Annotated in this window: 6 protein-coding genes; 3 read left to right on the top strand and 3 right to left on the bottom strand. The window is 68.1% G+C overall.

What is annotated here, in order from left to right; genetic code table 11:
* Positions 1-15: 15 nt before the first annotated feature.
* The 3 genes from AB0C34_RS13530 to AB0C34_RS13540 all read right to left on the bottom strand — a co-directional run bounded on the left by AB0C34_RS13530 (position 16) and on the right by AB0C34_RS13540 (position 2,191).
* Positions 16-564 carry an HD domain-containing protein gene (locus AB0C34_RS13530; protein WP_357071023.1) on the bottom strand — a complete coding sequence of 183 codons (549 nt, stop codon included), beginning with the start codon at positions 562-564 and terminating at the stop codon, positions 16-18.
* A gap of 124 nt (positions 565-688) precedes the next feature.
* A complete protein-coding gene (locus AB0C34_RS13535; RefSeq protein WP_357071026.1) occupies positions 689-1,081 on the bottom strand; it encodes an SCO5389 family protein in 393 nt (130 codons plus the stop codon).
* A gap of 63 nt (positions 1,082-1,144) precedes the next feature.
* The gene (locus AB0C34_RS13540; protein ID WP_357071029.1) at positions 1,145-2,191 is read right to left on the bottom strand and encodes a nitronate monooxygenase; all 1,047 of its coding nucleotides are present in this window, start codon (positions 2,189-2,191) and stop codon (positions 1,145-1,147) included.
* A gap of 197 nt (positions 2,192-2,388) precedes the next feature.
* Here AB0C34_RS13540 and AB0C34_RS13545 point away from each other — a divergent pair, with 197 nt between their 5' ends.
* The 3 genes from AB0C34_RS13545 to AB0C34_RS13555 all read left to right on the top strand — a co-directional run bounded on the left by AB0C34_RS13545 (position 2,389) and on the right by AB0C34_RS13555 (position 12,142).
* The gene (locus AB0C34_RS13545) at positions 2,389-3,267 is read left to right on the top strand and encodes a M23 family metallopeptidase (RefSeq protein ID WP_357071032.1); all 879 of its coding nucleotides are present in this window, start codon (positions 2,389-2,391) and stop codon (positions 3,265-3,267) included.
* A 143-nt stretch (positions 3,268-3,410) separates the two neighbouring features.
* Positions 3,411-4,394 carry a LuxR C-terminal-related transcriptional regulator gene (locus AB0C34_RS13550; protein ID WP_357071035.1) on the top strand — a complete coding sequence of 328 codons (984 nt, stop codon included), beginning with the start codon at positions 3,411-3,413 and terminating at the stop codon, positions 4,392-4,394.
* A gap of 281 nt (positions 4,395-4,675) precedes the next feature.
* Entirely contained in the window at positions 4,676-12,142 is a 7,467-nt protein-coding gene (locus AB0C34_RS13555) for an amino acid adenylation domain-containing protein (protein WP_357071038.1), read from the top strand.
* Positions 12,143-12,288: the final 146 nt, after the last annotated feature.

The raw sequence follows: 12,288 nt of genomic DNA on the forward strand, positions 1-12,288 counted from the left end.
CGCCCTACCCCCACGTCACCACTTCAGCATCGGAAGCGGTGACGTGGGGTTGGTGCGCAGTCGCCGAGCGGTCAGTCGCACCAGGGTGCGGTGGAAGCCGTTGTCCGGATACCGTTTCGCCACGTGACGGTAGGTCGAGCGGGATACGCCGAACCGGCCGAGTAGGCCGAACTCGACGTCGATCGCATCGGCGCGGCGGAAGATCTCGACCGCGTCGTCCGGAGCACCCGCGGCGCGGATCTTGTGGTGCTCGTTGATCATCGGCACCACCATGTCGGTCAGGTCGCCGCGGTCGATGCTCGCCAGCCAGGCGCGTGCGTGGTCGCACGATGGCGCGAGGTAGTCGAAAGTGCCCGCCGACCAGATACCGATGTCGTGCAGGGTGGCCGCGGTCAGATACTCCTCCCGGTGGCTCGGCGGGGGTTGCTGGTCAGGTGCCAGAAGATCGCACAGGGTCAGCACGCGCAGTATGTGATTGGTGTAGGCGGCGCTGTCCCTGCCGAGTTTCTGCTGCCACGGACCAAGTCTGCTTTCGATCTCACTCCGAAGATCGTTGCTGGTCATGCCGGTGCACATTACGCGCTGAGTCGGGGAACGCGTGGTGGCGACGCGCGAAGCCGACGGCTGAAAGCCGAACACCCGGCCGTGGCCGAAAATCTCTGCCGCGCCGGGTGTCCGGTGTTATCGATCAGCAGTTGCGCAGTTCGGGATTCTGGTTGAGCAGTTGAGCACGGGTGCCGATGAACGTCGTGTAGGTTTCGCCGCCGACCGCGGAGAGGGGGAACGCGGCTACCCGATGGCAGTTCTGGAAAGCGAGTTTTACTCCGAAATGCCGTTCCAGCCCGCCCCGAATCGCATCCGAGGCCATGGCGCGCAGCAGCTGACCGCGGGCTACTTCGTCCGGCGGCGGAACCATGTTGTCGGCGAATTCGGCAGTGCCGGACTGGAGTTCGGTGGCGACCCGGCTGACGACTTCCCAGGCGTACGGCAGCGAATGACGGACGACCTCGACGAAATCGGCGTCGTCGACCTCGCCGCGCTCGGCGCGCTCGAGTAGTGCGGTGGGGACATCAAGGGACATAACGCTCTCCTCCAGGAATGGATGGTCGCTGCGATGCCACTCGAGTCTAAACGAAAGTCGTTGTCAACAATGCTGTATTCGGCGCGAAAGGGCCGACTCCAGTGCGGTTTTCGTGTCGACTGCCAGCGTGCGCACCAGGTCGCGCGCGGGTAGTTCGGGCGCCAGGGTATGGGTTTGTCCTGCCCACATGTTCACCTCGTCGGGGTTGCCCGCGGCGCGGGCAGCGGCGCGCAGCGGGGCCGTGGCGTAGTGGATCTCTGGGTACCCGGCGGGCGCGGTCGCGGTGTGTTCGTCGATGAACCGGTTGCGCAGCCCGCGTGCCCGGCGTCCGGTGAAGGCGCGGGTGAGCATCGTGGGGGTGTCCTCGGTGAGTGCCGCCCGGTGCACCTGGTTGGTGCCCGCTTCGGGGCAGCGCAGGAAGACGGTGCCCAGCTGCACGGCCGCGGCGCCCGCCGCGAGTGCCGCGGCGATCCCCGCGCCGGTGGCGATGCCACCAGCGGCGACCAGCGGCCGGTTGGTGGCGGCGGTCAGGATCTGCGTCAGAGCTAGCAACGTCAGCGGATCGGTCGCGTCGTCGGCCGGACGATCGGCGAAACTGCCGCGGTGTCCGCCGGCTTCCGCGCCCTGCGCTATCAGGACGTCGGCGCCCGCGTCGACCGCGATGGCGGCCTCGACTGCCGAGGTGACGGTCACCCATGCCTCGGAGCCGACCGCGTGCAACCGGGCGATCTCCTCGGCGGTCGGGCAGCCGAAGGTGAACGACACGACCGCGACCGGGTCGGCGACGAGCAGGTCGATTTTGGCGGCCCAGTCGTCGGTGTCGAATTTCGCATCGCCGAGTTCGTGATCGGCGCCGAGTTCGGCGAGATAGTCCGTGAGCTCGGCAGTGGGGGTCCTGGGGCCAGGCACGAAGAGGTTGACACCGAACGGTTTGTCGGTCAGGGCGCGGGTCGCCGCGATGCGCGCGGCGGTGTCGGTGGCGCTCAGGTAGCCGGCGGCGAGTTGGCCGAGACCGCCCGCTTCGGCGACCGCGACGGTCAGTTCGGCAGTGGAGGGTCCGCCCGCCATCGGAGCCAGCACGATCGGGACGTCCAGTTGGTCGAGGATCATGAGCCAAGTCTTGCTCATTCGGCGGGGCGACCAGCAGCTCAACAGCTAATTTTCCGCATAAGGTTGCGGAATGGTCACGACGAGGTAGAGTTCCCGTCACAACGGATGCCAAAACGTTATTTTGTTCGGCTTTATCGGATCGTTATCGGTCGGTGGTCGGGCGTCCGGGACCCTGTTCTCCGACCAAGGACGCAGCTTTGTCGCAGCACCGTGTAGGCCCCAGTTCCATTACCGTCACGAGCCTAGTAGGCGAGGGTGGTGCGGGCCGCCCGACGCGGCACCGCGCCGAACCGTCCACAACGCGTGTGCGGGTCGCCGCGAGCGTCGCGGTCGCCACCGGTGCGCTGATCGGCACGGCCGCCCAGATCGGCCCCTCTGTCGCCTCCCCGCAGTTGTTGGGTGCGCATGAAGAAGACCAGCTGGACACCCAGATCGCCGTCAAGGGGACGGGCGCTGCGCCGGTCGCCGAGGCGCGTTCCGCCCACGCGCAGGTCGCCGCGGCCGCGCCGCAGCCCGAGCCCGCGCCGGCCGCCACGCAGGTCGCCGAGCAGATCGCCGCGCCGGGCACCACTCCCTTCGGTATCCCCAACCTCCCGCCGGAAGTCGTCGGGCCGCTCTCCCGGGCCGAGGACGCCCTCAATGGCGTGCAGCAGCAGGTCGTTCCGGCGCCGTCCGCGGTGCGCCCGGTAGCCGGCGAGCTCAGCTCCGGCTTCGGCAGCCGCTGGGGTGCCATGCATTACGGCCTCGACTTCGCCGACGCGCTCGGCACACCGATTCACTCGGTCAGCAACGGCACTGTTATCGAGGCGGGCCCGGCCTCCGGGTTCGGCCTGTGGGTCCGGGTGTTGCAGGACGACGGCACCACCGCCGTGTACGGCCACGTCAACGAGATGTATGTCAGCGATGGGCAGCGGGTGAACGCGGGCGACGTGATCGCCACGGTCGGCAACCGTGGCAACTCCACCGGTCCGCATCTGCACCTGGAGATCTGGGACCAGGGCGGTGGCAAGATCGATCCCCTCCCGTATCTGGCCGCCAAGGGCGTGCCCATGCAGTGGGGCCCGACTGAGCACTGAGTATTGTTGCCGGGCTTGATATTCCGACGAGCGCGATGTGGTGCCGCCATGAGGTGTCCGTACCCCGGTGGCGCGATGAGTACTGTGCGCATCGGTCTGCCGGGGCTGCCCCAGCGGTATCGGTCGGTCGTTAGGCTCGCGCCGTGACAGAGCTGGGCGACATCTTCGAGCCCGGATCACCGCACGGGCGAGCCTACGCCGTGCTGGTGCACCATCCGCGATCGAGTCTCGCCGATATCGCGCAGTACCTGGGTGTTTCGGAAGATTTCGCCGCGGAATCGTTGGACCGGTTGTGCGAGGTGCGCGCCGCGGTTCGGCTCGAGTCGGCCGACGGTAGCGCGGTATGGGACGCACACGCACCAGAATCGTTGTCGGAAGCCGAAGCGCGGCGCAGGCAGCAGGAGATCAACCACATGCACGCCGCCGCCGCGCGGCTGAGCGAGACGTTCCGTTCGGTGCGCCGCTCGCCGCGAGGCAACGGCGCCGTGGTGCCGGTGTTCGAGCGACTGGAGATGCTCGCCGATTTCGAGGAGCTGCAAACCGGTGCGCGCACCGGCGTCAAACTCGTCGAGCGTGGGCCGTATCTCAGCGATGTGGACCGGGAACGTCGGTTGTTCCACCTCAAGCGGGCCAGGATCGGTGATGGCATCCGCTACCAGACCCTGTATCAGGACACCGTCTATCAGGACCCCGAGCGCCTACGGCACGCACTGTCCACCAATGCCAGTGGGGCGCAGGCCAGAACGCTGCCCGAGCCGCCGTTCAAGCTGATCATCAGCGATGACGAACGAGCGAGCCTGGTGCTGCACGGTGACGAACGCAGGCCCGACCCCATGGGCCTGCGGATCACCGGGTCGTCCACGCTGGAGTTGCTGATCAAAACCTTCGACGTGCTGTGGGCGATGGCCGCGCCGATCTCGGTCAATCCGAACGCGGAGGCGCTGGACGAGCGCGATCGGGCCATTCTGACCCTGATGGGTTTGGGCGCAACCGACGACACCATCGCGCGCAGGCTCGGGATGTCCCGGCGCACAGTCGTGCGCCGCACCGCCCGGCTATTGGAGCGACTCGGTGCGAGCACCCGGTTCCAGGCAGGCGTGCAGGCGACCCGGCGCGGGTGGTTGTGAACTAGTTCACCGATCCGGATTCATCTGCAACACGGCGGAGCCTGTGCCGATATAACGGCTGGCAGCAGGAAAGACACCGATTCCAGTGGGTCTAGCGGTATTCGACGAGACAATGACACAACCCCAAGGCAGGCGCGGACCGCAGGAGCGGCAATCCAATACGGCACGCGTGGCTACCGACCAGTCCCTTATATGATTGCCCGGTCCGCGCCGGCCCCAGAGCACGCCCTGATCTGGGTAGGCCCGGGTCCTGGCTCGATGCGAGAGGTGAATGCACTCGAATGGAAACCGCCCGTCGATCCGCTCGCGGTAACCGTCGCCGCAGGTCGGGCAGCCCGCTGTTCGGGCAGCTGCTCACCGCCGCGGTCGAGTCCGCTGCCACTGAGGTAGCGATCCGATTCAACCCGACGGGAGACCCCGCCGACGATCGCGAACTCACCTACGCGGAACTGGACGCGGCGTCCTCCCGGCTGGCCAGAGAGCTGATCGAGCGCGGTGTCGGGCCGGGCGACGTGGTCGCGATCGGTATCGCGCGCAGCGTCGAGTCGGTACTCGCCGTCTGGGCGATCGCGAAGACCGGCGCGGCTTACGTGCCGGTGGATCCGACGTATCCGACCGACCGCATCAACCACATCGTGTCCGACTCCGGTGCGACGTTCGGTCTCACCACTTCGGCACATCGTGCGGTGCTCGGCACCGGGGCCTATTGGATCGAACTGGACGACCCGGTGCAGTCCGCGCGGATCGCCGCGCGCCCCAATCACCCCATTTCCTACACCGACCGGGTCCGATCGCTGGACGAGCGGCACCCGGCCTACATCATCTACACCTCCGGCTCGACCGGAAAGCCCAAAGGTGTGGTGGTCACGCACAGCGGCCTGGCCGGCCTGGTCGCCGCGGAGCGCGAGCACTACGGGGTGACCGAGGAATCGCGGGTTCTGCACGTCTGCTCGCCGAACTTCGACGTCTCGGTACTCGAGTTGCTGTTGGCCTTCTCCTCCGGCGCTACCCTCGTGATCGCGCCGCCCTCGGTGTTCGGTGGCTTCGAGCTGTCGGACTTGCTCCGGCGCGAGCACGTCACGCACATGCTGATCACCCCGGGCGCACTGGAATCGGTGGACCCGGCGGGCTTGGACGACCTGCAGGCTGTCGTGGTGGCCGGTGACAAGTTCGGGCCGGAGTTGGTCGGCCGCTGGGCGGGCGAGCGCGAGTTCTACAACGGTTACGGGCCCACTGAAGCGACCATTCTCGCCACCAGCACCCTCCCGATGCGGCCCGGCGGTTCCCTCACGATCGGCTCGGCTGTTCCGGGAGTCGGCGTGTTCGTGCTGGATTCGCGGCTGCGCCCGGTGCCGACCGGGGTGGTCGGCGAGCTGTACCTATCGGGACTTGCGCTGGCACAGGGCTACCTCGGGCGACCGGGCCTGACTGCGGAGCGGTTCGTGGCCAGCCCCTTCGGCGCCGATACCGGCAATCCCGGCGCACGGCTCTACCGCACCGGAGACCTGGTGCGTCGCACCGAATCCGACGAGGTGGACGGCGGTGTCCTCGAGTATCTGGGACGCTCGGACTTCCAGGTGAAGATCCGCGGCTTCCGCATCGAACTCGGCGAGATAGATAATGCCCTGACCAGCCACCCGGACATCGTCTTCGCGGCAACCCTCGGCAAGACACTGCCTTCCGGCGCGACAGCCCTGGTCTCCTATGTGCTGCCGCGCGCGGGGGCCGACGTCGATACCGGCGTGCTCACCGAATTCCTCGCAGCGTTGTTGCCCGCATACATGATCCCAGCCGCCATCATGGTGCTGGACGAGATACCGCTGACCCCGGTCGGCAAGCTCGACCGTGCGGTGCTGCCCGAACCCATCTTCGCCGCACGTGCGTTCCGAGCGCCCTCGACGCCGGTCGAGGAGATCGTTGCCGAGGTGTTCGCCGCGTTGCTGGTGCCCGAAGAGGACGGCCGCGTCGGCGCGGACGACGACTTCTTCGAGCTCGGCGGCAACTCGCTGCTCGCCGCGCAGGCCGCCGCGCGAATCGGCTCCGCGCTGGATCTGCGGGTCCCGGTGCAACTGCTGTTCGAGGCGACCACCGTCGCCGCGCTCGCCCAACGGGTGGAACAGCACGCGGGTTCGGCCGCGGGTCAGGCGCTGCGCGCACGCCCGCGCCCGGAACGAGTGCCGCTGTCCTACGCCCAGCAGCGAATGTGGTTCCTGAACCGTTTCGATCCGGCCGGCGCGGTGCACAACATTCCCGCTGCCGTCCGCCTCTCGGGTCTGCTCGACGTCGACGCGCTGCGCGCTGCGGTGCGCGATCTCGCCGAGCGGCACGAGGTGCTGCGCACCGTCTATCCGGAGGTCGACGGCGAGGGTTACCAGTTGGTGCTGCCGACGGATGATCCGCGCGCCGAGCCGGAATTCGTGGTCGAGCAGGCGGATGAGAGTCAGGTGGCCGCGCTGGTCGCCGCCGTGGTGACCCAGGGCTTCGACGTGACCACCGCACCGCCGGTGCGGGTGCGGCTGCTCGCGCTGAGCGAGACCGAGCACGTGCTGATCTGCGTGGTGCACCACATCGCGGGCGACGGCTTCTCCATGGGACCGCTGACTCGCGACCTGATGGGCGCGTACGTGGACCGGATGCGCGATGATGCACCGGAATGGCCCGCGCTCGAGGTCCAGTACGCCGACTACGCGATCTGGCAGCGGGAGATCCTCGGCGCCGAGGACGACCCGGATTCGGTGCTGGCACAGCAGATCGCCTTCTGGCGTACCGAACTGGCCGCGCTACCCGACCAGGTGGAGCTGCCCGCGGACCGTGCGCGTCCGGCCATCGCCTCCCATCACGGTGCCACACTCGGCTTCGAGATCGACGCCGACGTGCACGCCGCGCTGAATCGCCTTGCGCACCGGCACAATTCGACGTTGTTCATGGTGATGCACGCCGCGCTGGCGGTGCTGCTCGCCCGCCTGTCCGGCACCAGGGACATCGCCGTGGGCACCCCGGTCGCCGGTCGCGGTGAGGCCGCACTGGACGACCTGATCGGTATGTTCGTCAACACGCTGGTGCTGCGCACCGAGGTCGACCCCGGTGTGCCATTCGACCAGCTGTTGTCCACGGTGCGCGGGGTCGACGTCGAGGCGTTCGGCCACGCCGACGTGCCGTTCGAACGGTTGGTGGAGCTGCTGGACCCGGCGCGCTCGGCGGGACGGCATCCGCTGTTTCAGGTGATGCTGACGTTCCAGAATCTGGCTCGCACCGAGCTGGAGCTGCCCGGACTTTCGGTGTCGGCGGTGGACCTGGCGGTGCCGCTGTCGAAGTTCGATCTACAGCTGGCGCTGGTGGAGAACATCGGCCGGCGCGGCGGCGCGCACGGCATCTCGGCGGCCTTCACCTACGCCACCGACCTGTTCGAAGAGACGACCGTGCAGGACTTCGCAGATCGCTTCGGCCGCATCTTGGCCGCGGTGGCGTCGGATTCCGCGGTGACCGTCGGCGACATCGACGTGCTCGCCCCCGGCGAACGCGACCTGGTGCTGCACGAGTGGAACAGTCCGGGCGCGACGGTGCCCGCGGTCACCCTGGTGGATCTGCTCGCCACGCAGGTGCGCCGGCGGCCGAACGCGGACGCGGTCCGTTTCGGCGACACCACACTGACTTTCGATACGTTGCAGCGGCGCGCGAATCAGGTGGCTCGCTCCTTGATCACCCAGGGCGTGGGTCCGGAAACGCTGGTGGCGGTGGCGGTCCCGCGGTCGCACGAGCTTCCGGTCGCGTTGCTGGCGGTGCTGTTGACCGGTGCCGCGTATCTGCCGATCGACACCAGCTATCCGGCGCAGCGGTTGCAGTTCATGCTCGCCGATGCCGCGCCGATCTGCGTCCTGACCACGGCGGACGAGCGTGACGCGGTCCCCGCGGGTGATATTCCGGTGGTTCTGCTGGAGGCGGCTACGGGCTTCGCCGACACCCGGATCCACGACGCCGACCGCCTCGCGCCGCTACGGCCGGACAACTTGGCGTATGTCATCTACACGTCGGGGTCGACGGGTGTGCCCAAGGGCGTCGGTGTCGCACACCGGAACGTGGTCGAGCTGTTCGCGAATACTCAGCTGCTGTTCGATTTCGACGAAACCGACGTGTGGACGCTGTTCCATTCGTTCGCGTTCGACTTCTCGGTGTGGGAGCTGTGGTGTGCGCTGGCCAACGGCGGCACCGTGGTGATCGTCGACTACGTGACGTCGCGATCACCGGAACAGTTCCGCGAGTTGCTGATTCGCGAACAGGTCACCGTGCTCAACCAGACCCCGTCGGCGTTCTACCAGCTCGCCGAGGCCGACCGAGCTGTGCACCCGACCGAACAGGGCAAGTTCGCGCTGCGCTATGTGGTCTTCGGTGGCGAGGCGCTGGATCTACGCCAACTGCAGCGCTGGTACGAGCGGCATGCCGTGGACGCGCCATGGCTGGTGAACATGTACGGCATCACCGAGACCACGGTGCACGTCTCGTTCCTCTCGCTCGACGAGCAGATGGTGGACAACGCGGCCAGCGTGATCGGTCGTGCGCTGCCCGGCCTGGACGCGTATGTGCTCGACGATCGGCTACACCCGGCACCGGTCGGCGTCGCGGGGGAGATCTACGTCACCGGTGGCCAACTCTCCCGCGGCTACCTCGGCCGACCTGGTCTGGCCGCCGCGCGATTCGTGGCGAATCCGTTCGGCGAGCCGGGTTCCCGGATTTATCGCACCGGCGACATCGGCCGCTGGGTCGGTCTCGGTGGGCAGGCCACGCTGGAGTACGCGGGCCGCGGTGACCAACAGGTGCAGCTGCGCGGGTTCCGAATCGAACTCGGCGAGATCGAGGCGGCGCTGCTGCGCTGCCCGGGTGTGAGCCAGGCCGTGGTGCTGGTTCGTGACGACGAGCACCTGGGTGACCGGCTCATCGGATACGTGGTGGCCGACACCGGTGCTGCGCTCGATTCGGTGGTGCTGCGCGCGCAGGTGGCCGAGTTCCTCACCGGCTATATGGTTCCCGACGCCATCGTCGTGCTGGGCCAGTTGCCGCTCACGCCGAACGGCAAACTCGACCGCAGGGCGCTGCCCGCGCCGGAATTCGTCGGCTCGGCGACCTTCCGCGCCCCGAGTTCGCCGGTCGAGCAGGCCGTCGCCGACGTGTTCGCCGGATTGCTCGGCGCGGGTGAGGTCGGTATGGACGACGATTTCTTCGCGCTCGGTGGTAATTCGCTACTGGCCACCAGGGTGGTCGCGCGGATCAACGAGGCGCTGGACGCCAGCCTCGCGGTGCGCGAGCTGTTCGAGGCGCCCACCGTCGCCGCGTTGGCCGCCCGGGTGACGCCCGGCACGGGCAGTGGCGCGGGAGCACGGCCGCAGCTGGTTCGCAGCGAGCGGGTCGAGCGGGTGCCGCTGTCGCTCGCTCAGCAGCGGATGTGGGTGCTCAACCAGTTCGACCCGGCCTCGCCCGCGTACAACATCCCGTTGGCGATCCGGCTGACCGGTGCGCTCGACGTCTCCGCGCTGCGTTACGCCATGGCGGATGTGCTGGAGCGGCACGAGTCGCTGCGTACGCGCTACCCGGCGAGTCGGGCGGGCGGGCTGCCGTACCAGCAGATCCTGTCGGTTGCCGAGGCACTGCCCGGTGGGCTGGAGGAGGTCGACGCCGCCGACGATCCGATCGGCCGAATCACGGAGCTGATGCACACCGGATTCGATGTGACCGAACAGGTCCCGGTGCGTGCCCTGCTGCTCGAGTCCGGACCGGACGAGCACCTGGTCGCCCTGGTCGCGCACCACATCGCCGCCGACGGCGCCTCGATGGCACCGCTGGCCCGTGACCTGATGACCGCCTATCTGGCCAGGATCGGCGGCTACTCGCCGCGTTGGTCGCCGTTGGAGGTGCAGTACGCCGACTTCGCGATCTGGCAGCGCAGCGTCATCGGCACCGACGACGACGAGAACTCGGTGGCCGCGCGCCAGCTGGCGTATTGGCGCGGCGCTCTCGACAACCTGACCGGAGAGCGCGATCTGCCCTTGGACCGGCCGCACCCGGCCGTGCCGAGCATGCGCGGAGCCTCGACCGGGTTCACGGTGTCCGCCGAGGTGCACGAGGAACTGGTTGGGATCGCGCGGGAACACAATTCGACGTTGTTCATGGTGATGCACGCCGCGCTGGCGGTACTGCTGGCCAGGTTGTCGGGTGGTTCCGATATCACCATCGGCACGCCGATCGCCGGGCGCGGTGAACGAGCGCTCGACGATCTGGTCGGCATGTTCGTCAATACCCTGGCGTTGCGCACCGGCGTCGATTCCACGATGACCTTCGCCGAACTGGTGGATGCGGCCCGCGAGACGGACCTGGCGGCCTTCGCCAACGCCGATATCCCGTTCGAACGGGTGGTGGAGGAGGTCGTCCCGGGACGGGCCACCACCTACAGCCCGTTGTTCCAGGTGATGCTCTCGTTCCAGAACACCGAGCAGCCGACCTTGACACTGCCCGGGCTGACGGCGACGGCGCTGGAGACAGGTACGGTCGCGGCGAAGTTCGATCTCCAAGTCACCGTCGAGCCGCGGCACCGCGCGGACGGGACGCCTGATGACCTGATCACCGTGTTCACCTATGCGACGGACGTTCTGGATGAGTCGACCGCGCAAGCGTTCGGACGCAGGCTCGAGCGCATCCTCGTCTCCGTGATCGCCGACCCCCAGGTATGCGTGGGCGATATCGACATCCTCGATGCCGACGAACGGAATCGAGTGCTCGCCACACCGGACCTGACGGCGGCGGCGCAGACCGACACCGCGGCATCGGCCACCGGAACCGCGCTGACTCGGCTGCTCGCCGTCGCGGTCGAGGACGATCCGGATGGACCGGCGGTGGTAGCGGGTGAGGACGCGGTGTCCTACCAGGACCTCCATGCCCGGTCGTCGCGGCTGGCGCGGGCACTGATCGGGCGCGGCTGTGGGCCCGGCACGGGGGTCGCGATCTGTATGGATCGCGGCGTCGATGCGGTGGTTGCTGTCTGGGCGGTGCTCGAAGCCGGCGCGGCCCTGGTTCCGGTGCCCTCGATCGACTCGGTTTCGACCAGCGAACTGGAGGTCAAGGTAGGCCTCACCGCCTCCTCCGAGGCCGTACGCCAGGCAGCGAGCGGCGCGTCGGCCTTCGTCGGTATCGATTGGCTGGCGTTCGATGATCCTGACGTGGTCGCCGAGATCGACGCGCAATCGCCGAGGCCGGTGACCTACGCGAATCGGACCCGAACGCTTCGTGGCGACGATGCTGCCGCCGTGCTGACCGCGGCGGATTCCGCGCAGCGCCCCGCCAGTGCCGACTACGACGGGACACTGTCCTATGACGCCCTGGCGGATGTGGCGTATCGATTGTCTGCTCGCACCGGGCTGACCTTCGAATCCCGCACCTTCCGACACGGGCGCCCGGCGTCGGTGGCCGCTGTGCTCGAGGTGGTGGCCGCGGGCAGCGCGGGTGCCACGATCGTGGTCCCGGCCGAGGCCGAAGCAGCGGAGACAGAGCTGTCGGTGCTGCTCGCGGAGGAGTGGGTGTCCCATCTGTTCACCGACGCCGCTGGTCTTGCCGCGATCGACCCGGCCGAGTTGGAAGATCTACAGGCCGTGCTGGTGGACGAGGATTCGGCGCCGGTGTCGACACCGGTCGCCGGGACCGCGGTGCAGGTTGTCGGACTCGCGGATCTCCTCGGGATCGAGGCGTCGAGCGATGTCGAGTGAATGCGCGCTGACCGAGGCGCGATCGAGCCCCCCGTCACGGTCGGTATGGTGTTCGACGAGATGATGCCGCGCGTGGTGGTGCGACGATGGCAGCGGGGTATGCCGAATTTTGCGAGGCCGATCGTGTGCGGCGGCGAATAGTGGTG

The organism is Nocardia sp. NPDC049220, from assembly GCF_040647855.1.
Taxonomy (GTDB): Bacteria; Actinomycetota; Actinomycetes; order Mycobacteriales; family Mycobacteriaceae; genus Nocardia.

Coding starts and splice junctions, on each gene's coding strand:
- AB0C34_RS13535 (WP_357071026.1), bottom strand. CDS start 1,081: ATGTCCCTTGATGTCCCCACCGCACTACTCGAGCGCGCCGAGCGCGGC.
- AB0C34_RS13530 (WP_357071023.1), bottom strand. CDS start 564: ATGACCAGCAACGATCTTCGGAGTGAGATCGAAAGCAGACTTGGTCCG.
- AB0C34_RS13540 (WP_357071029.1), bottom strand. CDS start 2,191: ATGATCCTCGACCAACTGGACGTCCCGATCGTGCTGGCTCCGATGGCG.
- AB0C34_RS13555 (WP_357071038.1), top strand. CDS start 4,676: ATGGAAACCGCCCGTCGATCCGCTCGCGGTAACCGTCGCCGCAGGTCG.